19 protein-coding genes are annotated in these 25,310 nt (G+C 74.6%); 6 read left to right on the forward strand and 13 right to left on the reverse strand.

Going from position 1 to position 25,310, the window contains the following annotated elements; translation table 11 throughout:
* Positions 1–17: 17 nt before the first annotated feature.
* The gene (locus MCM47_RS08150; RefSeq protein ID WP_238859855.1) at positions 18–1,019 is read right to left on the reverse strand and encodes a LacI family DNA-binding transcriptional regulator; all 1,002 of its coding nucleotides are present in this window, start codon (positions 1,017–1,019) and stop codon (positions 18–20) included.
* A gap of 195 nt (positions 1,020–1,214) precedes the next feature.
* Here MCM47_RS08150 and MCM47_RS08155 point away from each other — a divergent pair, with 195 nt between their 5' ends.
* A complete protein-coding gene (locus MCM47_RS08155; RefSeq protein WP_238859856.1) occupies positions 1,215–2,951 on the forward strand; it encodes an amidase in 1,737 nt (578 codons plus the stop codon).
* Between the two features lie 126 nt (positions 2,952–3,077).
* Here MCM47_RS08155 and MCM47_RS08160 read toward each other — a convergent pair whose 3' ends face one another.
* The 4 genes from MCM47_RS08160 to MCM47_RS08175 form a co-directional block, all read right to left on the reverse strand.
* A complete protein-coding gene (locus MCM47_RS08160; protein WP_238859857.1) occupies positions 3,078–4,046 on the reverse strand; it encodes an LLM class F420-dependent oxidoreductase in 969 nt (322 codons plus the stop codon).
* Between the two features lie 287 nt (positions 4,047–4,333).
* Positions 4,334–4,936: a CBS domain-containing protein gene (locus MCM47_RS08165; RefSeq protein ID WP_238859858.1), complete on the reverse strand. Its 603-nt coding sequence runs from the start codon at positions 4,934–4,936 to the stop codon at positions 4,334–4,336.
* A 9-nt stretch (positions 4,937–4,945) separates the two neighbouring features.
* Positions 4,946–5,641: a CBS domain-containing protein gene (locus MCM47_RS08170; protein WP_238859859.1), complete on the reverse strand. Its 696-nt coding sequence runs from the start codon at positions 5,639–5,641 to the stop codon at positions 4,946–4,948.
* A 322-nt stretch (positions 5,642–5,963) separates the two neighbouring features.
* Complete coding sequence (locus tag MCM47_RS08175) at positions 5,964–8,696, reverse strand: GNAT family N-acetyltransferase (protein WP_238859861.1); 2,733 nt, start codon at positions 8,694–8,696, stop codon at positions 5,964–5,966.
* A gap of 292 nt (positions 8,697–8,988) precedes the next feature.
* Between MCM47_RS08175 and MCM47_RS08180 the strand changes: the two genes are divergently transcribed.
* Complete coding sequence (locus MCM47_RS08180; RefSeq protein WP_374209087.1) at positions 8,989–9,231, forward strand: DUF1918 domain-containing protein; 243 nt, start codon at positions 8,989–8,991, stop codon at positions 9,229–9,231.
* Positions 9,232–9,566: 335 nt separating this feature from the next.
* Positions 9,567–10,178 (forward strand): hypothetical protein, encoded by a 612-nt coding sequence (locus MCM47_RS08185; RefSeq protein ID WP_238859863.1) that lies wholly within the window; start codon positions 9,567–9,569, stop codon positions 10,176–10,178.
* 3 nt (positions 10,179–10,181) lie between these two features.
* On the opposite strand, the gene MCM47_RS08190 is transcribed toward MCM47_RS08185, so the two are convergent.
* A complete protein-coding gene (locus MCM47_RS08190; protein ID WP_238859865.1) occupies positions 10,182–11,357 on the reverse strand; it encodes an NAD(P) transhydrogenase subunit alpha in 1,176 nt (391 codons plus the stop codon).
* Positions 11,358–11,460: 103 nt separating this feature from the next.
* Here MCM47_RS08190 and MCM47_RS08195 point away from each other — a divergent pair, with 103 nt between their 5' ends.
* The 3 genes from MCM47_RS08195 (at position 11,461) to MCM47_RS08205 (ending at position 18,829) form a co-directional block, all read left to right on the forward strand.
* Positions 11,461–15,030, forward strand: coding sequence for a hydantoinase B/oxoprolinase family protein (locus MCM47_RS08195; RefSeq protein ID WP_238859867.1), 3,570 nt, complete (start codon positions 11,461–11,463; stop codon positions 15,028–15,030).
* 316 nt (positions 15,031–15,346) lie between these two features.
* Positions 15,347–17,710 carry a phosphoenolpyruvate synthase gene (gene ppsA / locus MCM47_RS08200; protein ID WP_238859868.1) on the forward strand — a complete coding sequence of 788 codons (2,364 nt, stop codon included), beginning with the start codon at positions 15,347–15,349 and terminating at the stop codon, positions 17,708–17,710.
* An 81-nt stretch (positions 17,711–17,791) separates the two neighbouring features.
* Entirely contained in the window at positions 17,792–18,829 is a 1,038-nt protein-coding gene (locus MCM47_RS08205) for a zinc-dependent alcohol dehydrogenase family protein (RefSeq protein WP_238859869.1), read from the forward strand.
* A 187-nt stretch (positions 18,830–19,016) separates the two neighbouring features.
* On the opposite strand, the gene MCM47_RS08210 is transcribed toward MCM47_RS08205, so the two are convergent.
* From MCM47_RS08210 to MCM47_RS08240, 7 genes are all read right to left on the reverse strand, one after another.
* Positions 19,017–19,664: a hypothetical protein gene (locus tag MCM47_RS08210; RefSeq protein ID WP_238859870.1), complete on the reverse strand. Its 648-nt coding sequence runs from the start codon at positions 19,662–19,664 to the stop codon at positions 19,017–19,019.
* A 28-nt stretch (positions 19,665–19,692) separates the two neighbouring features.
* The gene (locus tag MCM47_RS08215; RefSeq protein ID WP_238859871.1) at positions 19,693–20,385 is read right to left on the reverse strand and encodes a hypothetical protein; all 693 of its coding nucleotides are present in this window, start codon (positions 20,383–20,385) and stop codon (positions 19,693–19,695) included.
* 244 nt (positions 20,386–20,629) lie between these two features.
* Positions 20,630–20,866, reverse strand: a complete 237-nt coding sequence (locus tag MCM47_RS08220; protein WP_238859872.1) for an FAD:protein FMN transferase — start codon at positions 20,864–20,866, stop codon at positions 20,630–20,632.
* Positions 20,867–20,893: 27 nt separating this feature from the next.
* Positions 20,894–22,207, reverse strand: coding sequence for a deoxyribodipyrimidine photo-lyase (locus tag MCM47_RS08225; protein WP_238859873.1), 1,314 nt, complete (start codon positions 22,205–22,207; stop codon positions 20,894–20,896).
* On the reverse strand, positions 22,204–23,037 hold the full coding sequence (locus MCM47_RS08230; protein ID WP_238859875.1) for a DUF1295 domain-containing protein: 834 nt from the start codon (positions 23,035–23,037) through the stop codon (positions 22,204–22,206). The genes MCM47_RS08225 and MCM47_RS08230 overlap by 4 nt, the downstream gene beginning before the upstream one ends.
* A gap of 171 nt (positions 23,038–23,208) precedes the next feature.
* Positions 23,209–24,525, reverse strand: a complete 1,317-nt coding sequence (locus tag MCM47_RS08235; RefSeq protein WP_238859877.1) for a cyclopropane-fatty-acyl-phospholipid synthase family protein — start codon at positions 24,523–24,525, stop codon at positions 23,209–23,211.
* Positions 24,522–25,310, reverse strand: a complete 789-nt coding sequence (locus MCM47_RS08240) for a DUF1365 domain-containing protein (RefSeq protein WP_238860057.1) — start codon at positions 25,308–25,310, stop codon at positions 24,522–24,524. The genes MCM47_RS08235 and MCM47_RS08240 overlap by 4 nt, the downstream gene beginning before the upstream one ends.

Consider the following 25,310-nt stretch of genomic DNA (forward strand, 5'->3'; position numbering starts at 1 on the left):
GACCGGCGGATCCGGTGTCAGGTCCGCCCGGCGGTGGACTCCCGTACCTTCAGGGCCCACTCGTGCCGCCGCACGGCTCCGGGCTCGGCCGATCCCGCCAGCAGATCGCTGAGCAGGGCCGCGCACGCGCGCCCGTACTCCGACGGGCGCAGGTCGACCGCGGTGACCCGGGTGCCGGAGCCGCGTGTCGCCGCTCCGTCGACGCAGGCGGCCACCAGCAGGTCCGCCCCGACCCGGAGGCCTGCCCGTGCTGCGGCCGCCAGCACGCCCGGAACGGCGCCGTCGGGGGCGCACACCACCGCGTCCGCGCCGGAGGCGCCGCCGATCAGGTCGGCGGTGGCCGCCTCGGCCTCGGCCGGCGTCGTCGCGAACGGCACCGTCCGCACGGTCACCTCGATGCCCTCGCGCCGGCTCCAGGCATCGGCGGCCGTCCGGAGCGCGGCGGCCCAGTCGGAGCCGGGACCGGGTGCGAGCAGCGCCGGGCGCCGGGCGCCGCGCTCCGCCAGGTGGTCCAGCAGGGCGACCAGGGAGGCGGCGTTGTCGCACACCACGGCACCGCTCGGCGCGACGCCCCCGCCCAGGTAGCGCTCACCGGTGACCACCGGGACGCCCGCGCCCAGCAAATCGGGCACCGCCGGGTCGTCGACCTCGGGATCGATCACCAGGAGGCCGTCCACTCGCGCTGCGAGCCCTGCGCCGGCCGCCGTGCCGGGTGCGAGCAGGACGAGGTCCAGCCCGTCCTCCCTGGCCCGCTCGACCGCCCCGAACGCCAGGTTCATGTAGTAGTCGAGGCGGGTGGCGGTGCGCGGCAGGTGCAGGCCGATGGCGCCGGTGCTGGCGCGGCGCAGGCTCCGGGCCGCGGTGTTCGGCCGGTAGCCGAGTTCCCGGGCCACGTTCCGGATGTGCTCGCGGGTGGTCTCGGACACCCGGCCGGAGCCGCCGAGCGCGTTGGAGGCGGTGCTCTTGGACACCCCGGCCGCCCGGGCGACGTCGATCAGGGTCACGGAGCGGCTGGTCACAGCCCGGAAGTCTAGACCCAGTCCCGGCCCGGTCCCCGCTCCGAGGTGCCCCCCGTTGCTGGAACGTTCCAGCACTGCCTAGGATGCGCGGTGCTGGAACGTTCCAGCAGCACCGGCCGGCGCCCGGCCGGCGCGTCCGGAGGCGTGACCGCCGTGTACGCCCCTGCCCCACCCGAACACCCAGGAGGCACCCGCATGACGCGCGGATTCGACGTTGTGGAGACCGGCATCGCCGACCTCCGAGCGGCACTGGAGAAGGGCGAGACCACTGCGGTCGAGCTGCTCGACGCCTACCTCGCGCGGATCGAGGCCTACGACCGTCCCGGCACCGCCACCGCGCTCAACGCGATGGTCGTGATGAACCCGGACGCCCGCGCCGAGGCCGAGGCCTCCGACGCCCGCCGCGCACGCGGCGAGACGCTCGGCCCGCTGGACGGGATCCCGTACACCGCGAAGGACAGCTACCTCGCCAAGGGGCTCACCGCTGCCGCCGGTTCGCCGGCCTTCGAGCACCTGGTCGCCCAGCGCGACGCCTTCGCCATCGAGCGGCTGCGCGCGGGAGGGGCCGTCCTCATCGGCCTGACCAACATGCCGCCGATGGCAAACGGCGGCATGCAGCGCGGGGTGTACGGCCGCGCGGAGAGCCCGTACAGCGCCGACTGGCTCACCAGCGCCTACGGCTCGGGCTCGTCCAACGGTTCGGGCACCGCGACCGCGGCGTCGTTCGGCGCGTTCGGCCTCGGCGAGGAGACCTGGTCCTCGGGCCGGGCGCCCGCGTCGTACAACGCACTGTGCGCCTACACGCCCAGCCGGGGCGTGATCTCGGTGCGCGGCAACTGGCCGCTCGTCCCGACCATGGACGTCGTCGTCCCGCACACCCGCACCATGGCCGACCTGCTCGAACTGCTCGACGTCATCGTGGCCGACGACCCGGAGACCCGCGGCGACCTGTGGCGCGCCCAGCCGTGGGTGCCGCTGCCCGCGCCGTCGCAGGTGCGCCCCGCGTCGTACCCGGCACTCGCGCCCGCCGACGCCCCGGCGGCACGCGCCGCGCTCGCCGGCAAGCGCGTCGGCGTGCCCAGGATGTACATCAACGCCGACCCCGACGCCGGCACCAACCCCGACGGCGGCATCGGCGGCCAGACCGGGCAGCGGATCGACACCCGCCCCTCGGTGATCGCTCTGTGGGATGCCGCGCGCCGTGACCTGGAGGCCGCCGGCGCCGAGGTGGTCGAGGTCGACTTCCCCGTCGTGTCGAACTACGAGTCCGACCGGCCCGGCGCGCCCTCGCTGCTCACCCGCGGTCTGGTCGGCCGGGACTTCCTCACCGTCGAGATCGAGGATCTGTCCGCCTGGGCGTGGGACGACTTCCTGCGCGCCAACGGGGACCCGGAACTGGCCTCCCTGGCCGAGGTCGACGGCGACCGCATCTGGCCCAAGCAGCAGGGTGAACTCCCCGACCGGTACGCCGGGTTCGACGACACGATCGCCGACTACCCGCGCTTCGTGCGCGAGCGCCCGTACGCGTCCTTCACTGACATGCCGCACCTGGAGCAGGGGCTCCGCGGGCTGGAGGAGACGCGCCGGGTCGACCTGGAGGAGTGGATGGACGGCCTGGGCCTGGACGCCGTGGTGTTCCCTGCGGTCGCCGACGTGGGTCCGGCGGACATGGACGTCCACGAGGCGTCCGCCGACCTCGGCTGGCGCAACGGCGTCTGGGTCGCGAACGGCAACCTGGTGCCCCGGCACCTCGGCATCCCGACGGTGACCGTGCCGATGGGCACCATGGCGGACATCGGCATGCCCGTCGGTCTGACCTTCGCGGGCCGTGCCTACGACGACAACGCACTGCTGGCCCTGGCCGCGGCCTTCGAGGCGACGGGCGACCGCCGGACCGAGCCGTCCCGCACCCCGCGGCTCGCGGCGGAGTGACGACGTGGCCCGTCCGCCGTCGTCCTGGTACCGGCCTCAGGACGACGGCGGACGAGCCCGTCGAACCGCAGCCACCCCACCGTCCGACGACGTGACGCCGGAGGCGAACCGCCGCCGGGGTCGGGGTCAGAACGCCGCGCGCAGCGCCGGCAGCAGGGTGGCCTCGGCCCAGTCGAGGAACGCGGGCTGACTGGCGCCGCCGACCTGCACGAGGGCGACCTCCCCGAAACCGGCGTCGACGAACGGCCGTACCGCCTCGACGAAGTCCTCGACCCGGTCGCCGCACGGGATCGCTCCGGCGACGTCGTCGGGGCGGACGAACCGGCTCGCGGCGGCGAAGCCCGCCGTCCCGGGCAGTTCGGCGTTGACCTTCCAGCCGCCGCCGAACCAGCGGAACTGCTCGTGGGCCCGTCGAACGGCGCTCTCCCGGTCCGCGTCCCAGCACACCGGCAGCTGGCCCACCGCCGGCTTCCCCGACCCGCCGTGCTCCGCGAAGCCGTTGATCAGCGACGGGTCGGGCTCGACGGCGATCACCAGGTCGGCCAGCCGGCCGGCCAGTTCGCAGGAGTCGGGCCCCGAGACCGCGACCCCGATCGGGGGTGCCTGCTCCGGAAGGTCCCACAGGCGGGCGGCCTCGACGTCGAAGTGCCGGCCGTGACGCGTGACGTATCCGCCGTCGAAGAGCGCCCGGATGATCTGCACCGCCTCGTCGAGCATCGACAGCCGCACCGGCGCCGCGGGCCAGCCACGACCGACCACGTGCTCGTTGAGGTTCTCGCCGCTGCCCAGACCGAGCCGGAAGCGGCCCTCCGACAGCAACTGCACCGTCGCGGCCTTCTGCGCCACCACCACGGGGTGGTAGCGGAACGTCGGGCAGGTCACGTAGGTCATGAGCGGGATCCGGGAGGTGGCCTGCGCGGCGGCACCGAGCACCGCCCACGCGTACGGGGCGTGGCCCTGTTCGTCCAGCCACGGGAAGGAGTGGTCCGAGATCACCGAGAAGTCGAAGCCGACCTGCTCGGCGCGTACCACGTCCGCGACCAGATCACGGGGGCCGCGCTGCTCGGTCATCATCGTGTATCCGATTCTCACCATGACCCGCGCCTGCCCCGATCACGGCAGGCGTCACGCCGGGCGGCACATCCTGGACCGTCCCGGCACGCCACGGAAGGCGCCCCGACGAGAGTGCCGCCGCTGTCTCCGGCCGCCCGGGCGGGAGACACGCCGGGCGGCAGCCCTCCCGGAGCGGAGCCGGATCGGAGCGCCCCCGGCCGCCGCCCTCCGCCGCGGCCACACCGCACCGCCGCCCCGCTCCGACCGGCGTTCCGCACTCCGGTCCCGTGGCGGGCTCGTCGGCGCCGACTGCCGGGCCGACCTCCCGGTCAGACCGGCGCGGCGAGTCGCAGCTCGACGCCGACCACGCCCGGCACGGAGCGCACCAGGCGTTCCAGGAGGGGCGCGGAGACGGGGTCCGTCAGCTCGCCCGTCAGGGTGATCCGGCCGTTCTCGGAGCGGACGTCGGTGTCCGCCACGGCGATCGGCCCGAGGGTGGCGACCAGTTCGAAGCGGACCCGGTCGGCGAGCTCCCGGTCGTCGCCAAGGTAGACCTTCAGCAGGTCTCCCCGGCTGACGATGCCGACCAGGTAGTCCTCCTCGTCGACCACCGGGAGCCGCTTGAAGTGGCCGCGGGCCATCGTCCGGGCGGCCTCGTTCAGGGGGCTGCCGGGGTGCACGGTGACCGCGGGGACGGACATCATCCGCCCGGCGGTCAGCGCGTCGGCGCGCTCGGCGTCGCGGTCGCGCGCGGTGAGCAGGTCGGCCTCGGAGACCACGCCGATCACCCGGCCGTCGCCGGTCAGCACGGGGACGGCGCTGACCTGCCAGCGCTGCAGGGTCTCGGCGACCTCGCGGAAGTCGGCGTCGCGGCCGACGGCGACCACGGCGTGGGTCATGACGTCGGCGACGACGCTCGGTGTGCTGGTCATCGTGGCCTCCTACGACGCCGCGCGGTAGGCGCGGGGGTGTTCCAGGGCCTGCTCGGTGTCGTCATCGAGCCAGTCGAGGGTGGGGTGGACGGCGACCACGCCGTCCACGGCGCGGCAGAGCTGCTCGGCGATCGGGATCAGGCTGCGGCGCGGCAGCCGACCCTGAAGGGTGACCACGCCGTCCTGCACCGTCACGCGGACGTCGCCGGGAGCGACCCACAGCGTCCGGCCGAGCACGTCGTGGATGATCTCGTCGCGGATGGCCGCGTCGTGGCGCAGGAAGACCTCCAGGAGGTCGCGGCGGCTGACGATGCCCACCAGGCGCCCGATCTCGTCGACCACGGGCAGCCGCTTGACCTTGTGCTTGTCCATGGCGCGGGCGGCCTCGGGGACCGACCAGCCGGGGCGGGCGGTGACGGCCGGGCTGGTCATCAGCCCGCCGGCCGTCTCGGCTTCGGCGCGGGCGCGGTCCTTGGCGTCCAGCCAGCGGCCGGGGTGGCGGCCCTCCGGGTCGGGCAGGACGGCCTCCTTGCGGATCAGGTCGGCCTCGGACACCATGCCGAGCGGTCGGCCCTGGTCGTCGACGACCGGGATCGCCGTGATGTCGTTGCGGTGGAACAGCGCGGCGATCTCCTTGAACGGCGTTTCGGGCCTGGCGGTGACGACCTCATGGGTCATCACGTCGTTGACGCTGCGGTGCTGCATCGTCCTCACTCCTCCTCCGGTGGTCCCGCTCTCACTGTGCGCCCGTCGCCGAGGGGCGCACAGGGCCGGACGGTCCACGCCGCAGGGTCGCTTCGGCCCAGGACACCGTCGCCCGGGCGGGGACGACGGGAGAACCCGCACCCCGGAGGCGGCCAGGAACCCGCACCCCGGAGGCTGCCAGGAACCCGGACGGTGGGAGCGGCGGATGACGGCCGCTCCCGGCCTGCTCGTGCGGCGGCGGACCCGGGTCCGTCCTGGAGACGGTGCCGGGTCGCACGAGGGGAAGCCGCCGGCGGCCCCGGTGTCGCGGGGATGCCGCGCATCACGTCGTCCCCGTCCCCTCGGCGGCCGCGGGGCGCCGGAGCCGCCGCAGGTAGGGGTCGAAGGACGCACGGCGTTCGAGGCGTACCCGTGCGTCCACGCACACGGCACCGTCCGGGCGGACGATGACGGGGTTGAGGTCGGCTTCGACCAGCTCCGGGAAGTCCTCGGCGAGCAGGGACAGCCGGGTGAGGACGGACCGCAGCGCGGCGAGGTCGACCGCCGTGCCACCGTGCTGTCCCAACAGCAGCGGAGCGCTGCGGAGTTCGGTCACCATGGTGGTCAGGTCGCGCTCGCTGAGCGGGGCGAGCCGGGCCACCCGGTCGTCCAGCACCTCGGTGGCGGTGCCGCCGAGGCCGAGCACGATCAGCGGGCCGAAGACCTGGTCCTGGACCACGCCCGCGAGCAGTTCCACTCCGGGGGCGGCCATCGGCTGGACCACCGCTCCGGCCAGCTCGTCGCCGAAGCGCCGCGTGAACTCCCGGTAGGCGGAGCGAACTTCGGCGTCGTCGGTCAGGCCGGTGCGGACAGCGCCGGCAGCGCTCTTGTGGACCTGCCCGGGCCAGTACGCCTTCAGGGCCACCTTCCCCTCGTGCCCGAGCCTGCGCAGGGCGGTGGCGGCGGCGGAGGCCGTCGGCTCGTCGCGGGCCCACACCGTGGTGGTCAGCGGCAGCCCGTAGGACTCCAGCAGGTCGGCGGTGGACAGCGGGTCCAGCCACCCACCCCCGGGGTGGGCGGTCAGGTGACCGTCGACCAGGCTGCGGACGGTGCGCCGGTCGCAGTCCGGGGCCTGGACGGGTGCGGAGGGCGGTTCGGCCAGCCATCGGGCGCGGTCCCGGGCGTGTGCCAGGGCGCGGGCGGCTGCCACCGGGTCCGAGTAGGCCGGCAGGGCGCCGCCGTCGGCGCAGATGCGGTACTGGACGGGCACCTGCTGGTCGAGGAGCACGGCGACGAGCGGGACGCGGCGGTGAGCCGGGCCCTCCACCAAGGCGTACACCGGGTCCTGGCCGGTGGAGGCTCCCAGCGCGGTCGGCACCAGGCACACCAGGATGGCGTCGATGGCCGGTTCGTTCTCCAGCGCTCGGAGGAGGTGGGTGAGTTCGAGCGGGTTCACCGCGGCAGTGGTGTCCACCGGGTTCCGGACGGAGGCGCCGGGCGGCAGCACCTTGCCGAGTTCTGCCGGGAGTTCCGGCAGTTCCAGTCCCGCTTCGGCGCAGGCGTCGGCGGCCAGGATGCCGATGCCGCCCGCGTTGGACACCACGGCCACCGCCCCGCGGGGCGCCGGCGGCGGCTGGGCGTGCAGCAGGGCGGCGGCCTCGACGAGTTCGTCGACGCTGCGGGTCGCGGTGATGCCGGCCTGCCGGAACAGCGCCTCCCTGGTGACGGTGGGGGTGGCCGCGGCCGCGGTGTGCGAGGCCGCGCCCCGTCGACCGGCCGTGGAGCGGCCGGCGTCGACGGTGAGCACCGGGATGGTGCGGGTGACGCGCCGGGCGGTGCGGGCGAAGGCGCGGGGGCTGCCGAAGGATTCCAGGTGCAGCAAAGCGAGGTCGGTGCGGCCGTCCGACTCCCACCACTGGAGCAGGTCGTTGCCGCTCACGTCGTACTTGTCGCCGAGCGAGACGAAGCTGGACACCCCTACGCCCAGCCAGGCCAGCCGCTGCAGCAGGGCGATCCCCACGCCGCCGCTCTGCACGGCCACGCCGGCGGTGCCGGGCCGGGGGAAGGCGCCGCCGAACTCGGCGTCCAGGCGGACGGCGGGATCTGTCTGCGCCATGCCCAGGCTGTTCGGGCCGACCAGGCGCATGCTGTGGCGGCGACAGGCCAGCACCAGCCCTCGGGCCTCCTGGGCACCGAGGCCCGAGGTGAGCACCACCAGTGCCCGGACCCCGGCGGCGCCGCACTCCTCGGCGACACCGGGGACGGCGCCGGCGGGCACGGCCAGCACGGCGAGGTCCGGTACTTCGGGCAGCGCCCGGACCGACGGGTAGGCGGGCTCGCCGTCGAGCTCACCGGCGTGCGGGTTGACCGCCCGGACCGGGCCCGCGAAGCCGCCCTGCCGGATCTTGTGGAGGACGGTCCGACCGACCGAACCGGGCCGCCGGGACGCCCCGACGACGGCGACCGAGGCCGGGCGCAGCAGGGCGGTCAGGCTCGCGACGTCGGCTCGGCGGCCGCGCTCGTCCACGGCGGAGCGGTAGCGCTCGTCGCGCTCGTCCAGGGGTACCCGGACCCTGACCTCGCCCTGCCGGTACCGGCGCTCGACGGGCAGCCCGAGGTGGGCGAAGACCCGGTGGACGGCCCGGTTGCCGGAGAGCGTGTCGGCCTCGAAGAAGCGGACGCCGGCGGCGCGGGCGGCGTGCACCAGGTGTTCCAGCAGCAGGGTGGCCACACCCCGGTGGTGCCAGCGGTCGGCCACCGCGAGGGCCAGCTCCGCGGTCTCCGGCTGCTCGTCGAGCGGCTCGCAGTCCGCCTCGCCGATCAGCTCACCGCCCGCCCAGGCGCCGAGAGCCAGCAGGCCGGTGCGCGGCGGCCCGCACAGCCGGTCGGCCGCCTGCTTCGGCGCGTTGCGGCTGACCCCGAAGAACCGCATCCGGAGACTGTCCTCCGACATCCCTTCGGCGTGCAGCTCCAGCACCGCTCCGTGATCGTCCGGGCCGAGCGGCCGGATCCCGACGGTGGTGCCGTCGGCCAGCAGGGCCTCGGCGGTGGTCCGCGGCGGGTGGACGGTGGACATGGGCACACCTCCTGTCTCCGTATCCAGCCTGGGCGCCCGCCTCGCCCCCTCGAAAGGGCCGACCGGCCCCGTAGGTCGTCAGGATGCCCGTCGCGGGCCGCCGCGCGTGCCATGGCAGCAGCGCGGGCTCCGGGGCTCCGCACGGCTCCCCGAGCGTGTTCGTCCGATGGGCCGGGCGGGCCGGGTACCGGGACCGATCGGCCCCAGCGGGAGCCGGTGCTCCGGTGGTGCCATGGAGGGTGGGCGGACGGCCGGGCTGCGGCCGGCCCCGTGCGGACCGAGGGAGGACGGCATGAGAGCCGCCGTGGGAGACCGCATCATCGTCCAGGGCACCCGGCCGGGCGCGACCCGCAGGGACGGCGAGATCGTCGGCCTGCACCACCCGGACGGCAGCCCGCCGTACGACGTGCGCTGGTCGGACGACGGCCGGGTGACGGAGTACTTCCCCGGGCCGGACACCCGGCTCCATCACTTCGAACACCCTCCGGGGAACGCCGCGGCCGTGGCGCCCCGGCCGCACCGCCACGCCGACTGACATGTCCCACGCCGGGAGCGTCGCCACCCACGCCCTCGCCCGGGGCCTCGGCCCCGCGCCGGACGGGGAAGCCGCGGACGGGGCCGCGGGACCGGGATGACGGGGCGGGTCGGTCCGCGCAGCGGGTTCCGGCCGTGCCCCGCGCGGGACCGGGCCCGCCGGCTCGGTCCCGCGCGGCCTGCTGCACGGCGTCCACCGCCCGGTCGTGACGGTGCCGGCCTCGTCCGACCGAGACGGGCGCGCACGGCCGGAGAGACACTGGCCGGAGACCCTGGCCGGAGACCCTGGCCGGAGGCCGAGGATGGAGCGAACGGATCCGAGGACGGAGTGAACGGATGTCCGACGGAGGAGACGGCACGTACCGTGCGCTGATCGCAGAGCTCGCCGGTCTGGTCCGGCTGGCGCACGAGGCACTGCGCGGCGCGACGGCTGCACTGGCGGACCCGGTGGGCCCCGGCGCCGCGGTCCCGGTGGCCGAGAAGGCCCTGGCCGAGCTGCGCTCCCGCATCGAGGAGGACGCCGCCGGGGCTCTCGGCGGGCGGGCCGGGGTCGTCGCCGCCGTCCACGTGGGCACCGAGGTGGAGGCCCTCGGGCAGCTCGCCCAGCGGCTGCTGGAGGCGGGCTGGGCCCGCCGGGAACGGGAACCGGTCGGAGAACACCTGCGGCGCCCGCTGTGCGGCATCGCCGACGCGGCCCTGGAGACGGTCGCGAGGGCGGCCGACGTCCTGGAGTCGGCAGCGCCCGAGAGCGTCGCGGACGTGCTGACGGAGCTGCACGAGGTCGGGCAGCGGCAGCGGCTGCTCTATGAGCTGCTGCTCCGCGAGGAAGGGACGGACCTCGTCGACGTGGCCGACCTCGTGCTGTTGTCCTGCTGCTACCAGCAGTGCGCCGACCGGGCCGGGGCGATCGTCCGCCACTCCGTGCTGTTCTCGCACGCCGGCGTCTGAGGCCTACGGGAGGCCCGCGACGGCGGTCGCCTCCCTCAGCAACCGGCTGGTCGGTCCGTGCCGTACGGCGCCCCGGTCGGTCACCAGCATCGGGCCGAGGACCGGGTCTCCCGCGAGCGGCCCGCCGCGCGCGAGCCGTTCGAGGAGCGCCAGGACGTTGTGGGCGTAGGCGCGGGAGGCGGTTCCGGGCGCCTGGGCGGCGAGTTCCCCGGCACCGATCACGGTGACCCCGTCGCCCACCAGTGTGATGGTGTCCGGCAGGGCGCCTTCGACGCTGCCGCCGTCCGGACCGGTCGCCAGGTCCACCACGACCGACCCGGGACGGAGCCGTGCGACGGTCTCCGTGCGGAGCAGGACGGGCGTGAAGCCCGGCCGGGACAGGGTGGACACCACGACGTCGTACCGGACGGCGGCCCCGGCGAGCCCGGGCACCCACGCCGGAAGCTCGCGGTCGAGGGCCGCCCACAGCTCCCGGTCGTCCGCCACCGGACGCAACCCGGGCAGCTCCAGCAGGACCGCCCCGACGGCGCCGGCCGCCGCCCGCTCGGGGTCGCGCAACTCGACCGCGTCGACCTTCGCACCCAGGCGGCGGGCGGTGTCGATCGCCTGGAGCCCCGCGTGTCCGGCCCCGATTACCAGGACCCGGACCGGGGCGAACCAACCGTCCGCCGTGCCCCAGGGCGGCAGGCAGCGGTCCAGCCGGACGGCGGCGAGCAGCACGGCTCGGTAGCCGGCCACCCTGGCCTGGGAGGCCTCGGCGTCCACGGGGTACGCGGCGGACAGGCAGGGCGCCAGGTCGAGGCCGATCGCCGTCACGCCTCGTTCCGCCCACTTCCGCACCAGGTACGGAATCCGCTGCGGTCGCAGCAGTGCGGCCAGCACCTGTCCGGGCCGCAGGTCGCGGTCCGGGTCGACGTTGGGCGGGTGGACGCCGAGCAGCACGTCCGAGCGGCCCAGTAGCTCGGCGCGCCGGGCCACGACGGCCCCCGCAGCGCGGTAGTCGGCGTCGTGGTGGCCGGCCAGGGCACCGGCGCCGGGTTCGACCAGCACCGTCGCGCCGAGGCGGGCCACGGCGGGAACCAGGTCCGGTACGAGGGCCACCCTGCGCTCGCCGGGTGACGTCTCCCGCAGAACCCCCACTGTCGTGGCCGTCATCGCCACCTCCAGGTCACCCTCCATGCCCAGTATGTTCCGTTTGCCCGGGTGGTTCGCCCGGTCGGATACTCGTGCGCAGGGCCACTCGCGCGCGGGACGCCAAGCGGCACGGCGGAGGGAGCCGGTCATGGCATCCAGGGGCTGGCAGTTCTGGGTGGACCGGGGCGGGACCTTCACCGACGTCGTGGCCCTGGCGCCGGACGGCCGGCTGACCACGCACAAGCTGCTCTCGCACGATCCGGCCCGCTACCACGATCCCGCCGTGGCGGGCATCCGGGCGCTGCTGCCGCCCGACGCGGATGTCGGAACGGACGTCGAAGCGGTCCGGATGGGCACCACGGTGGCGACGAACGCCCTGCTGGAGCGCACGGGCGAGCCGACCGTCCTCTGCATCACCCGCGGGTTCGCGGACGCGCTGCGGATCGGCTACCAGAACCGGCCGCAGATCTTCGCCCGCGAGATCGTGCTGCCCGAGCCCCTGTACACCCGGGTGGTCGAGGTGGACGAGCGGGTCACCGCCGACGGCGAGGTGCTGCGCCCGCCAGACCTGGACCGGCTCGCCGAGGACCTGCGCGACTGTCTGCGCGACGGCGTCCGCTCCGTCGCCGTGGTGTGCCTGCACAGCTATCTCCACCCGGCGCACGAGCAGGAGATCGGACACCTCGCCGAGCGGCTCGGCTTCGAACAGGTGTCGTTGTCCAGCGAGGTGAGCCCTCTGATGAAGGTGGTGCCGCGGGGGGACACGGCTGTGGTCGACGCCTACCTGAATCCCGGTCTGCGCCGTTACGTGCGACAGGTGGCTGACGAGCTCGCCGGGGTCCGGCTGATGTTCATGCAGTCCAACGGCGGCCTGGCCGAGGCCGGCCACTTCCGGGGCAAGGACGCGATCCTCTCCGGTCCGGCCGGCGGCATCGTGGGCATGGTGCGGATGTCGGGGCTGGCCGGGTACGACAGGGTGATCGGCTTCGACATGGGCGGCACGTCCACGGACGTGTCGCACTTCGCCGGTGAGTACGAGCGGGTGGTGACCACCCAGGTCGCCGGCGTGCGACTGCGGGCGCCGATGCTCGCCATCCACACCGTGGCGGCGGGCGGCGGCTCCGTTCTGCGCTTCGACGGCGAGCGCCTGCGGGTCGGCCCGGACTCGGCCGGCGCGGATCCCGGCCCGACGTCCTACCGGAACGGCGGGCCGCTGACCGTCACCGACGCCAACCTGCTGCTCGGCCGGATCCAGGCCGAACACTTCCCGCACGTCTTCGGGCCGGCGGGCGACCAGCCGCTCGACCGGGAGCTGACCGAGCGCCGGTTCTCCGAACTGTCCGACCGCATCGGCGGCATGTCGGCCGAGGAGGTCGCCGAAGGGTTCCTGCGGATCGCCGTCGGCAACATCGCCAACGCGGTCAAACGCATCTCCGTGCAGCAGGGTCACGACGTCACCCGCTACGCACTGACCACCTTCGGGGGTGCGGGCGGGCAGCTCGCCTGCCCGGTGGCCGAGGCGCTGGGGATCCGCACCGTACTCGTCCCGCCGATGGCCGGGGTGCTGTCCGCGCTCGGCATCGGCCTGGCCGACACCACCGTGCTGCGCGAGCACGCGGTCGAACGGCCGCTGTCGGACTCGGAGATGGGCGACGTACGGGCCAGGGCGGACGAACTGGCCGCAGCCGCAACCCACGAGCTGCTCGACCAGGGTGTCCCTGAGGACCGGATCCGGCTGACCCGGCGGGCGCGGCTGCGTTACCAGGGCACCGACACCACGATCGGCGTCGCGCTGGGCGACCCTGCGGACATGCGGGAGGAGTTCGAGAGGCGGCACCGGGCCACGTACTCCTTCCTGATGGACCGCCCGCTCGTGATCGAGGCCCTCGCCGTCGAGGGAACCGGGCTCACCGAGCAGCCCGGACTCGACGCCCTCTTCCCGGAGGCCGGGCGACCCGCGCGGCCTGCCACGGTGTCCCTCCGCACCGGCGGCGAGTGGCGCCGGGTCCCGCTGCTGGAACGCGAGTCGATGCGGGCGGAGGCCACCGTCACCGGCCCTGCCGTGATCGCCGAGGCCAACGCCACCACCGTCGTGGACGACGGCTGGCAGGCGACGGTCACCTCCGCCGGGCACCTCCTCGTCGAACGGCTCCGGGCCCCGGTCGAGGAGGCGGTCCCCACCGCCGCCGACCCCGTTCTCCTGGAGGTCTTCAACAACCTCTTCACCGCCATCGCCCAACAGATGGGCGCCCGGTTGGAGTCCACCGCCCAGTCGGTCAACATCAAGGAGCGGTTGGACTTCTCCTGCGCCCTCTTCGACCCGGACGGAAACCTCGTCGCCAACGCCCCGCACATCCCGGTGCACCTGGGATCGATGGGCACCACCGTCAAGGAGGTGATCCGCCGCCGCGGCCCGAAGCTGCGCCCCGGCGACACCTACGCGGTCAACGACCCCTACCACGGCGGCACGCACCTGCCCGACATCACCGTGGTGACGCCGGTCTTCGACCCAGACGGGCGGGACGTCCTCTTCTTCGTCGCCTCCCGCGGCCACCACGCCGAGATCGGCGGCATCACCCCCGGTTCGATGCCCGCCGGCAGCCGGACCATCCACGAGGAGGGCGTGCTCCTCGACGACTGGCCCCTGGTGGTGGACGGGCGACTTCGGGAGGCGGAGACCCTACGACTGCTCACCGGGGCGCCGTACCCCTCCCGCGACCCGGACACCAACCTCGCCGACCTGCGCGCCCAGATCGCCGCCAACCGCAAGGGCGTCGACGAGGTGAACGCGATGATCGACCACTTCGGCCTCGACGTCGTCCAGGCCTACATGCGCCACGTCCAGGACAACGCCGAGCAGGCCGTCCGGCGGGCCATCGACGGCCTCACCGGCGGCGCCTACCGCTACGAGACCGACTCCGGCGCCGTGATCGCCGTCGAGGTCCGGGTCGACCGCGGACAGCGCACCGCCACCGTCGACTTCACCGGCACCTCACCCCAGCTCGACAGCAACCTCAACGCCCCCTCCGCCGTCGTCACCGCCGCCGTGCTGTACGTCTTCCGCACCCTCGTCGCCGAGGACATCCCGCTCAACGACGGCTGCCTGCGCCCACTGCGGATCGTCGTGCCGCCCGGCTCGATGCTCGACCCGGCCTACCCGGCCGCCGTCGCCGCCGGCAACGTCGAGACCTCCCAGGCCATCACCGGCGCCCTCTACGCCGCGCTCGGCGTCCAGGCCGAGGGGTCGGGCACGATGAACAACCTCAGCTTCGGCAACGAGCACCACCAGTACTACGAGACCATCGCCTCGGGCTCCGGCGCAGGGCCGGGCTTCCATGGAGCCGACGTCGTGCAGACCCACATGACCAACTCCCGCCTGACCGATCCCGAGGTCCTGGAGTGGCGCCTGCCCGTGCTCGTCGAGGAGTTCGCCGTCCGCCCGGGCAGTGGCGGCCACGGCCACCGGCACGGCGGCGACGGTGCGCTGCGCCGGCTGCGCTTCCGCGAGCCGATGACCGTCAGCATCCTGTCCGGCCACCGCCGCGTCCCCCCGTACGGCCTGGCCGGCGGCTCACCGGGAGCGCTCGGGGGCAACCGCGTCCTGCGCCGCGACGGCACCACCGAGGCCCTGCCCGGCTGCGGCAGCGCCGATCTCGAGGCCGGCGACGTCCTCGAGATCCGCACCCCCGGAGGCGGCGGCTACGGGAGCCCGTCGTGACCCCGTCCGGTCCCACATGCGGACCGCGAGGTCCGGCCCGATCCGGGTGAGCGGCAGGCCGCTCCGCTCCTGAGGACGCCGGCGCCGGTCCGTCGTCGTGGACGGCTCTCCGCCGGCTCCACCGGCGGCCCGGAAGACGGGTTCCTCGCTCCCGGCCGGGGCCGAACGGCCCAGGACGCGGTGACCGACAGGGCCGGTACCCCGGGGGCGAACGCCCCCGCGCGCGACCGCCCGTCCGGAGGGACAGTGGCATGGACGGAGTCCTCGGCGTGTCCGGCGCCGCGAGGGCACCCTGCGAGCGCGCCCGGAGGCAGCCATGCGCCGCGTCATCCGTTTCCGCGACCTCGGCCGGGAGGACGTCGGCCTGGTCGGAGGCAAGAACGCCTCGCTGGGCGAGCTGATCACCGCGCTGGGCCCCGCCGGGATCCGCGTGCCGGACGGCTTCGCCACCACCGCCGACGCCTACCGCGAGCTGCTCGACACCGGAGGCCTGCGCGAGCGGATCGCCGAACACGTCGGCCGGCTTCACGAGGGCGCCCCGCTGCCCGGGGTCGGCGCGGCGATCCGGTCCGCCGTGCTGGCCACTCCGCTGCCCGCCGCCCTCGAACGAGACGTCCTGGAGGCGTACGGCCACCTCGCACGCGGGGCCGGGCGGACGGACCCGGACGTGGCGGTGCGCAGCAGTGCCACCGCCGAGGACCTGCCGGAGGCGAGCTTCGCGGGGCAGCAGGAGACGTTCCTGAACGTCCGGGGGCCCGCCGCCCTGCTGGACGCATGTCGGCGCTGCTTCGCCTCGCTGTTCACCGACCGGGCGATCGACTACCGCGAGCGGATGGGCTTCGACCACCTCTCCCTCGCGCTGTCGGTCGGCGTCCAGCTGATGGTGCGCTCGGACCTCGCGGGCGCGGGGGTGGTGTTCACCCTGGACACCGAGACCGGGTTCCCCGGCGTGGTGGTCGTCAGTGCCGCGTGGGGGCTCGGCGAGACCGTGGTGAGCGGCCAGGTGGACCCGGACGAGTACACGGTGTTCAAACCGGTGCTCAAGGACCACCGCCTCGACCCCGTGGTCCAGGTGCAGCTCGGCGCGAAGCGCCGCAAGGCCGTGTACGGCGAGGACGGCTCGACCACGACCGTCGACACCGACGCCGACGAGCGGGCCCGTCCGGTGCTCGGGCAGGGCGACATCCGCACGCTGGCCGAGTGGGCGGTGGCCGTCGAGGAGCACTACGGCTGCCCGATGGACCTGGAGTGGGCCAAGGACGGCATCACCGGAGGGCTCTTCCTCGTCCAGGCCAGACCGGAGACGGTGCAGTCCCGCCGGCATGGCGAGGTGCTGCGGCGCTTCCAGCTGACCGGCACGGGCGAGCGGCTGGTGGACGGGATCGCCGTCGGCGAGGCGATCGGGGCCGGACCGGTGTGCGCGCTGGCCGAGCCGGTGGGTCTCGAACGCTTCCCGCAGGGCGCCGTCCTGGTCACCGGCATCACCGACCCCGACTGGGAGCCGCTGATGAAGCGGGCCTCCGCGATCGTCACCGACCACGGCGGCCGTACCTCGCACGCGGCGATCGTCAGTCGCGAGCTGGGCGTGCCGGCGCTGGTCGGCACCGGTACGGCGACCGAGGTGCTCACCGACGGGCAGGAGGTCACGGTCTCCTGCGCCGAGGGTGCGGAGGGGCACGTCTACCGGGGTCCCGTCGCCTACGAGGCCACCGAGACCGACCTCGGCTCGCTGCCGACCACCCGCACCAAGGTGATGCTCAACCTGGCCGACCCCGGCGCCGCGTTCCGCTGGTGGCGCCTGCCGGCGGACGGCGTCGGCCTGGCCCGCACCGAGTTCGTGGTCGCCCACCAGGTGCGCGTCCACCCGATGGCCCTGCTCCACCCCGAGCGGCTGTCCGCAGGGGACCGGCGGCTCGTCGAGGAACTGACCTACGGTTACCCGGACCGGGCCGACTACTTCGTCGACCGCTTCGCCCACGGCGTCGCCCGGATCGCCGCCTCCCGCTGGCCGGACCCGGTCGTGGTGCGCACCAGCGACTTCAAGACCAACGAGTACGCCAGGCTCGTCGGCGGCGCACCCTTCGAGCCGGTGGAGGCCAACCCGATGATCGGCTGGCGCGGGGCCAGCCGCTACTACGACCCCGGCTACCGTGAGGGCTTCGCCCTCGAATGCCGGGCACTGCGCCGGGCGCGGGACGAGCTCGGGCTGACCAACGTGGTCGTGATGATCCCCTTCTGCCGCACCCCGGAGGAGGCCGACCGGGTCCTCGCGGTGATGGCCGACAACGGGCTGACGCGCGGTGCGAACGGCCTGCGGGTCTACGTGATGGCGGAGATCCCGTCGAACGTCCTGCTCGCCGACCGGTTCGCCGAGCGCTTCGACGGGTTCTCGATCGGCAGCAACGACCTCACCCAGCTCACCCTCGGCATCGACCGCGACTCCGGCCTGCTCGCCCACGTCTTCGACGAGCGGAACCCGGCCGTCACGAAGAGCATCGAGTCCCTGATCGCCGCCGCCCACGCGGCCGGCCGCCGCGTCGGCCTGTGCGGTCAGCGCCCGAGCAACGACCCCGACTTCACCCGCTTCCTGGTCCGGGCCGGGATCGACTCGATCTCCGTCACCCCCGACAGCTTCCCCGCCGTCAAGTGTGCCGTGGCGGAAGCCGAGCGGGAAGGGTGACCACCGGCCGTACGAAGGTCGCCGGCAGTGCCACTTTGACCCGGCCGGCTCGACGGACGGGGGGACGATCAGGAGGCAGCGATGAACACGGCGGGACCCGTACCGGAGGCGACCGAGGGCTGGGTGGTGGACCACCCCGGGCCGATCGGGGCGCACCCGGCACCGCTGGCGTGGGAACGGCGTCCACTGGTCGAACCCGGGCCGCACGAGATCCTGTTGGAGGTGGAGGCCTGCGGCGTCTGCCGCACCGACCTCCACCTCGCGGAGGGGGACCTCCGCCCCCGGCTCACCCGGTGCACGCCCGGACACGAAGTGGTCGGGCGCGTACGGGCGGCAGGCACGGCGGTCGAAGGGTTCACCGTCGGGGACCGGGCCGGGGTGGCCTGGCTGGCCGGTACCTGCGGCCGCTGCGCCTACTGCCGGAGCGGGCGGGAGAACCTCTGCCCCGATTCGCGGTACACCGGCTGGGACCGGCACGGCGGTTACGCCGGGCACGTGACGGCCGACGCCCGCTTCGCCTACCCGCTGCCCGAAGGCCTGCCTGCCGAGGAACTCGCCCCGCTGCTCTGTGCCGGGATCATCGGCTACCGGGCCCTGGAGCGGGCCGACCTGCCGGTGGGCGGGCTCCTGGGCATCTACGGATTCGGCGCGTCCGCCCACCTGACCGCCCAGATCGCCCTCGCCCGGGGCGCCCGCGTGCACGTGTTCACCCGCGGTGCGAACGCACGGCACCTGGCACTGGAGCTCGGCGCCGGTTTCGCCGGTGACTCGTTCGACCCGCCCCCGGCACCGCTGGACGCCGCCGTCCTCTTCGCCCCGGTCGGCGAACTGGTGCCCGTGGCCCTTGCCGCCCTGGACCGCGGCGGCACGCTCGCCGTCGCCGGCATCCACCTCAGCGACATCCCGGCGCTGAACTACCAGCAGCACCTGTTCCAGGAGCGCACGCTGCGCAGCGTCACCGCCAACACCCGGGCCGACGGTCTGGCGTTCCTCGCGGAGGCGGCCCGCACCCGCCCGCTGGTCCACGTGACCCGCTACCCCCTGCGAGATGCGGACCAGGCCCTCGCGGACCTCGCCGCCGACCGCGTGACGGGAGTCGCGGTGCTCGTCCCGGAGTAGCGCAGTAGCGCAGTAACGGCATAGCGGGCCGGCGGAGCCGTGGAACTCCGCCGCCGCGGGGCAACGACCGCGCCACCCGGGGGACGAAGGAGCGGCAGTGTTCTGGCCCCTCGACCCCGGAGGAGCTCTCCGGTGCGGTCCTTCCCGGGCCCGGGCGTGTGGCGCTCGCGAGCCCGCGCCTTCCGCCCTACGTCGAGGCCATGACGCCTGGCCGGGCAAGCTGTTCCGCGGCGGTCCTGACGGCGTGGAGCGTGCCACGCAGGACGACGCCGACGCCGGGGGAGACGAGCGCCCAGTAGCGGCCGAAGCGGGTGTCGGACACGGGGTCGGTGCAGGCGGTCCGGGCCTCGTAGGTGAGCAGGGAGCGGTGGGTGCCGTAGGGGTGGACGACGAGAGCGGCCGCCATCTTCGCCCAGTCGGGCTCGTCGAAGCGCGTGAACTCCTGCGATCCGACCCGCCGCCACTCGATCGAGGCCTGCCAGGGCCTCCCGACCGCCCCGAAGACGAGCTCGCGGCCCGGATTCTCGCCGAGGGCCACCCAGGGCTGGTCGCCCCAGGGTTCCCCGGGGGTGTCGAAGAGGTCGGCCACCCGCAGCGTCGGCGGGGTCGGTTCGGCTCGGCCACGGAGCCGGTCCGGCAGTCCGCGTGCCCACATGGCCGCGTTGAGGAGCGGCGAGTGGACGGTGAGCAGGTCCAGGCTCCGGGCGGCCTCGTAGGTGACGGGCGGTGGGGCGGCGATCGCCACGCTCTCCAGACGGGAGTACCCGAACTCGGGCAGCACCCCGTCCAGGAGCAGCTGCGCACCAGGGGGATCGGCGGTCGAGTCGGCGCACATGGCGGCCTCCGGGGTTGTGCGGGCGTGGTCAGGCGGGCGTGCGGTCACGGGCGGGGTCGAGCCGCGTTCGCAGGTTGTGGAACTGGCGGACCTGCATGATGAGATGCGCGGGTTCGCCGAACAGCAGGGAGAGCAGCCAGGTCAACCGTCGCGGTCTGCTCGAGCCGCGGGTGCGGACCACCAGGCGGGTCCTGTCACCTGGGGCCGGCCGGAGGTGGAAGCCCCAGACGCCGTCCAGGTAGGCCCGGGGCGGTTGAGCGGACCCGACATCGAAGGAGTGCCCGGAGGGCAGCTCCAGGCTCGACCTCAGCACCAGCGTCCGCTCGGGTTCCACGAGTGCCACGGTGAACCAGGACCGGCCGTCCGGCGACGCGATCAGCCGCTGCCCCTCCTCCAGGCTCTGCCACTCGGGCACGATGGCGGTGGCGCTCGGTTCACCCATGCGATCCAGCCGGTCCCAGCTGTACCAGCCGGCCCGGTCGCCTCCCATCTGCACCAGCCAGGGCCAGACCTGCTCCGGTGGCGCCGGCAGGGTCGTGGCCATCGTCGAGGAACTCTCGGCATCGGGGACGAGATCATCGCCGGGATAGCCGCGGGCGACCTCGTCGGGGGTCGCGCCCCAGGTCAGCATCCTCGGTCGCAGGATCAGGCCGTGCAGGGCCAGGGCGACCACGGCGGATGTGACGGCGGCCGTCCCCAGGGCGATCCGGTGTCCGCTCATACGTCGAGCGTTGCTCTCCCGACCCGGTGACGCCACCGGACGGCGGAACGTCCGTGCCGGGCGCGGTCCGGGCGCGGCACGTGCCGGCCGTCCCGCGCGAGGCGTCCGCCGGTCGGAGGCGTTCGGCGTGGCCGGTCCCTGCGGGGGATCCGAGCGGGCGTTCCGCGACCTCGCGGCCCACAGGGTTCCGCGCCGGGGACCGCGCCACCGTGGGCGAAGCCTGGCCGGCCGGTCGCCGGGCAGCTCAGCGCCAGTCGGCCGGACCGCCCGGCGGGAGGTGCCGCGGCAGGCCGTCGGTCCAGTGCTTGGTGCCGTCGGGCAGGCCGGCGAGGGCCTCGACGCCGGGCTGCCCGGTGACCCAGGAGAGGGCACGGGCCGGGCCCATGGCGAAGGCCGCGGTGGTCCAGGCGTCGGTACGGGCGACGCCGATGCCCGGGTCGGTGACCAGGGTCAACGAGGCGAGACCGGTGCGGCCGGCCACTGAGCCGGCCGGGGGCCCACACCGCCTTCAGGGCCGCCCGATGCGGAAGCGGGTGGTCAGGGCGTCGGGGTCGATGATCGGTGCGGGGTAGCCGTGGGCGAACAGCCCCGGGCGGTGGACGGCGGGGCCCGGCAGATGGGCGAGTTCGGGGATCCAGCGGCGCACGTAGGCGCCATCCGGGTCGTAACGGTCGGCCTGGCGCAGCGGGTTGAGGATCCGGTTGGGCCGGGTGTCGGTGCCCGTGCCGGCCACCCACTGCCAGTTGAGCTGGTTGTTGGCCACGTCACCGTCGACCAGCAGGGAGAGGAAGTGGGCGGCGCCGATCCGCCAGTCCTGGTAGAGGCACTTGGCGAAGAAGCCCGCGGTGATCAGCCGGGCCCGGTTGGGCATCCAGCCCTCGTAGGCGAGCTGGCGCATGCCGGCGTCGACGATCGGGTAGCCGGTGCGGCCCTGCCGCCAGGCCTCGGTCTCCTCCTCGTCGTGGTGCCAGTGGTCGTCGTGGTCGCGGTAGTCCCGCCGGGCGGCGTCGGGGCGGGCGGCGAGGACCTGGTGGTGGAAGTCGCGCCAGGCGAGCTGACGGACGAAGGCCCGGGCGCCCTCGCCGTCGTGCCGCAGGGCGTGGGCGACGAGCTCCGTGGGGGAGAGACAGCCGAAGTGCAGGTACGGGGAGAGCCGGGAGGTGTCGTCCGCCGCGAGGTCGTCGTGGACGTCGGCGTAGGCGTCGACGTCCCAGGTCCGCCACCGGGCCCGCCCCGCGCTCTCGCCCCCTGGCGGCAACCCCGGGGAGGTGGTGCCACTCACCAGCAGGGTGTCGCTGTCGATGCCGCCCGGCGTGCGCAGCGCTCCGGGCACCGCCAGCACGGTGCGGCGCGGTGCCTCCTGCCAGGCCCGGTGGTACGGGGTGAAGACCGCGTAGTGGTCGCGGCCGACCGGGGTGATCCGGCCGGGCGGGACCACGGTCACGGAGGCCTCGTGGACGTGCAGCCGCTCGCCGAGGGCCTTGCGCAGCCGGACCTCCCGGCGGTGGGCGAAACCGGTCACGCCGGCGGCGACGTGCACCGTGGTGGCCCCGGTCTCGGCGGCCAACCTGGCGGTCTGTTCGGCGGCCTCGCCCCGGCGCACGGTCAGCCGGGAGCCGATGCCGCGCAGCGAGGCGTCCAGGTCGGCGAGGCAGTCCGCGAGGAACGCCTGCCGGTTGGGGGCGGCGAAGCCGGCGGCCTCGACCGCCGGATCGGACACGAACAGGGGGACGACCTGGTCGGCCGAGGTGTGCGCGGCGTGCAGCACGGGGTTGTCGTGCAGGCGCAGGTCCTGGGTGAACAGGGCGATCGAGACGGTCATGGAACGGACCTCGAGGACGACGGGACTTTCGGGCTTCGGCGGGGTGGCAGGGGCAGGAAGCCGCTGGTGCGGGCCGCGTAGTCGGCCCAGCCGGGCCGCTGGGCGCCCAGCCGGCGCTCCAGCATCGGCTTGCCGCTGCCGAACGCCAGCAGGTAGGTCATCAGTAGGGGGCTGAGCACGAAGGCCCAGCCGATCGGAGTGTCGGCGGCGAGCAGGAAGAGGCCCCACCAGACGCACGCGTCGCCGAAGTAGTTGGGGTGGCGGGTGTAGCGCCACAGGCCGCGGTCCATGATCCGGCCGCGGTTGGCGGGGTCGGCCTTGAAACGGGCGAGCTGCCAGTCCCCCACCGCCTCGAAGAACAGGCCGAGCGCCCACAGGGCGGTACCCGCCGCGGCGAGTGCGCCCGGGGGACGGGGGATGTACTGGGCCGCCTGGACGGGCAGCGAGACGAACCAGACGAGGGCCGCCTGCAGCAGGTAGACGATCCGCAGCGCGTACCGGGTGCGGGCCGCGCCCTCGGGGGCGCGGGCGAGCATTGCGGCGTAGCGCGGATCCTCCGGTGCGCCCCGGGAGCGCCACCAGATGTGTGCGGACAGGCGCAGACCCCAGACCACGACGAGCACGGTCGCGAGCAGTCGCCGCCCGGGGTCGCCGTGGCCGGCCGAGAGAAGGTAGCCACCGAGTGCGACCGCGGTGAACGCCAGGCCCCAGGCCACGTCCACACCGCGGTGACGGCCACGGCGCACCCCGACCGCGAAGGCCACGAGGAAGACGGCCAGGGACGCACCGGCGCTGACGGCCACGTTGAGGGCGAAGGCGTTGCCGTTCACGTCAGACCTCCGTTCCCGGCCCGGCGGACCGGGGATGCGTTCCCGCCACGGCGGGCGACCGCGACGGCACCTCCGCGGCACGGGGCGCTGAGCCGAACCGGGCTTCCGGGGGCTCCGGCGGCGCTCCGTCGAGCACGTCGCCCGGCCCCCCGGCGATCACCGCGGCGGTGCTCATGCCGTCACCTCCTCCCTGGTCAGGAGCAGCTGGTGGACGTCGAGGTAGCCGGTGCGGAAGCCGGCCTCGCAGTAGGCCAGGTAGAACTCCCACGTCCGCCGGAACACCTCGTCGAACCCGAGGCCGCCGAGTTGCGCGGACTGCTCGGCGAACCGCTCGCGCCACAGGCGCAGCGTCTCGGCGTAGTGGGGCCCGAACGCGTCGGTACGGGTGACCCGCAGCCGGGTGTGGCGCGCCGCGGTCTCCCGGATCGCGCGGACGGACGGGATCCGGCCGCCGGGGAAGATGTACTTGAGGATCCAGGTCTGGGTCCGGCTGCCGGCGAGCATCCGGTCGTGCGGCATCGAGATCGATTGCAGGGCGACCCGGCCGCCGGGGGCGAGGACCCGGTCGAGGGTGGCGAAGTAGTCCGGCCAGAACGGCCGGCCGACGGCCTCGATCATCTCCACGCTGACCACGGCGTCGTACACGCCCTCGGCGGCACGGTAGTCGCAGAGCCGGACCTCGGCGCGGTCGTCGAGCCCGGCACGGGCGATCCGGCGGCGGGCGAGGTCGAGCTGTTCCTCGGAGAGGGTGAGGCTGACCACGCGTGCGCCACGGGTGGCGGCACGCATGGCGAGTTCGCCCCAGCCGGTGCCGATCTCCAGCAGCCTGGTCCCGGGACCGACGCGGGCGAGATCGAGCAGGCGGTCGATCTTGCGGTGCTGGGCGGCGGGCAGCGCGTCCCAGCTCGCCTCCGGTGCGCCGCCGGGTGCCGTCGGGAAGATCGCCGATGAGTAGGTCATCGTCGGGTCGAGGAAGAGGGCGAACAGCTCGTTGGACAGGTCGTAGTGGCGGTGGATGTTGCGCCGGGCGTTCGCGATGGTGGGGAGGTCCGCCGCGGGCGGGCGCTGCACGTGGAACCGGCGCAGCCACTGCGTGCCGCGCGGCACCAGGGTCTGCGGTGCGGTGGCGAGTTCGGTGAGGAGGGCGACGAGGTCGGGGCTGTCCCAGTCGCCGGCCTGGTAGCCCTCGCCGAACCCGATCAGTCCGCCTTCGCCGAGCCGGTGCAGGAAGTCCCCGGGGCGGTGCACGCGCAGGACCGGAGTGCCGGGCGGGGCCGGTCGCCGGCGCCGGACGTCGGGGCGTTCGACGTGCAGGCCGCGGCGGGCCGCGATCCGCTGGAGCAGGCGGGCGGCGACGGCTGCGCGCAGCGGCACGTGCGGTACCCGGGCGACGTCCGGCCAGCGGGCGGGGTCGAGGACGGGTGTCGGCGTCGCGGTCGTCGGGACAGTGGTCGTCGGGGCAGTGGTCGTCGGGGCAGTGGTCGTCATCGTGCGGGGACCTCTTCCGGGGGCCGGGAGTTCTCGGTGGGGCGGGACGGGCGGGTCTTCGGGCGGGGGTGGACGGGCAGGCCGCTGAGCCACAGGCGGATCCCCCGGTAGCGGATGTGCAGGCTGACGGCCCAGGTGGCGAACGGATGGGTGAGGGCCGCGCGCAGCAGGGCCGCGGGGCCGGCCGGCCGGCCGGTGCCGCGGACGGTGGCGGTGAAGGCCCGGGAGGCCTCGCGTTCGAGGTGGACCGTCAGCCGCAGCCGCTCGCCCGGCTCGGGCAGCACCATCCGGTAGTGGCCGTCGACGGGGAAGAACGGCGAGACGTAGAAGTCCTTCGGAGTCCCGCCGTGGCCCGCGGGGTCGGGCGGAAGCAGGTAGCGGTGGCGGCCGCCGTAGGTGTTGTGGACCTCGGCGACCGTGCACAGTGGCCGGCCGGCCTCGTCGCGGCACCAGTACACGGTGAGCGGGTTGAACACGTGCCCGAGCGAGCGGGCCTGGGTGAGCATCAGGACCCGTCCGCCACCGAGCCGGACACCGTGGTCGGCGAGGTAGACCTCCAGGTCCTGCCGGACGGTCCGTTCGCCGTCGCTCGCCTCCCCCGCGTCCAGGGCGTGGTCCGCGGGCCGGAACCGGGCCAGCGGCCGCAGCGGCCACGGCACGGGCGGGAGGCGGTCGAGGTCGACCAGCCACAGGTAGCCGCGGTGCCGGAAGGCGGGCCGGCGGGGCGCGGTGCGCACGTGGGTGGTGCGGACGTCGTAGATCACCGCACCCCACGGCCCGGGCAG

The sequence above is a fragment of the Kitasatospora sp. A2-31 genome, assembly GCF_022288725.1.
In the GTDB taxonomy this organism is placed as follows: Bacteria; Actinomycetota; Actinomycetes; order Streptomycetales; family Streptomycetaceae; genus Kitasatospora.

What these genes read in the sequence shown, in the direction of transcription:
- MCM47_RS08160 (WP_238859857.1), bottom strand. Translation starts at nt 4,046, where the DNA reads ATGGTGAGAATCGGATACACGATGATGACCGAGCAGCGCGGCCCCCGT.
- MCM47_RS08170 (WP_238859859.1), bottom strand. Translation starts at nt 5,641, where the DNA reads ATGCAGCACCGCAGCGTCAACGACGTGATGACCCATGAGGTCGTCACC.
- MCM47_RS08180 (WP_374209087.1), top strand. Translation starts at nt 8,989, where the DNA reads ATGAGAGCCGCCGTGGGAGACCGCATCATCGTCCAGGGCACCCGGCCG.
- MCM47_RS08215 (WP_238859871.1), bottom strand. Translation starts at nt 20,385, where the DNA reads ATGAGCGGACACCGGATCGCCCTGGGGACGGCCGCCGTCACATCCGCC.
- MCM47_RS08195 (WP_238859867.1), top strand. Translation starts at nt 11,461, where the DNA reads ATGGCATCCAGGGGCTGGCAGTTCTGGGTGGACCGGGGCGGGACCTTC.
- MCM47_RS08210 (WP_238859870.1), bottom strand. Translation starts at nt 19,664, where the DNA reads ATGTGCGCCGACTCGACCGCCGATCCCCCTGGTGCGCAGCTGCTCCTG.
- MCM47_RS08235 (WP_238859877.1), bottom strand. Translation starts at nt 24,525, where the DNA reads ATGACGACCACTGCCCCGACGACCACTGCCCCGACGACCACTGTCCCG.
- MCM47_RS08165 (WP_238859858.1), bottom strand. Translation starts at nt 4,936, where the DNA reads ATGACCAGCACACCGAGCGTCGTCGCCGACGTCATGACCCACGCCGTG.
- MCM47_RS08185 (WP_238859863.1), top strand. Translation starts at nt 9,567, where the DNA reads ATGTCCGACGGAGGAGACGGCACGTACCGTGCGCTGATCGCAGAGCTC.
- MCM47_RS08175 (WP_238859861.1), bottom strand. Translation starts at nt 8,696, where the DNA reads ATGTCCACCGTCCACCCGCCGCGGACCACCGCCGAGGCCCTGCTGGCC.
- MCM47_RS08205 (WP_238859869.1), top strand. Translation starts at nt 17,792, where the DNA reads ATGAACACGGCGGGACCCGTACCGGAGGCGACCGAGGGCTGGGTGGTG.
- ppsA (WP_238859868.1), top strand. Translation starts at nt 15,347, where the DNA reads ATGCGCCGCGTCATCCGTTTCCGCGACCTCGGCCGGGAGGACGTCGGC.
- MCM47_RS08190 (WP_238859865.1), bottom strand. Translation starts at nt 11,357, where the DNA reads ATGGAGGGTGACCTGGAGGTGGCGATGACGGCCACGACAGTGGGGGTT.
- MCM47_RS08155 (WP_238859856.1), top strand. Translation starts at nt 1,215, where the DNA reads ATGACGCGCGGATTCGACGTTGTGGAGACCGGCATCGCCGACCTCCGA.
- MCM47_RS08225 (WP_238859873.1), bottom strand. Translation starts at nt 22,207, where the DNA reads ATGACCGTCTCGATCGCCCTGTTCACCCAGGACCTGCGCCTGCACGAC.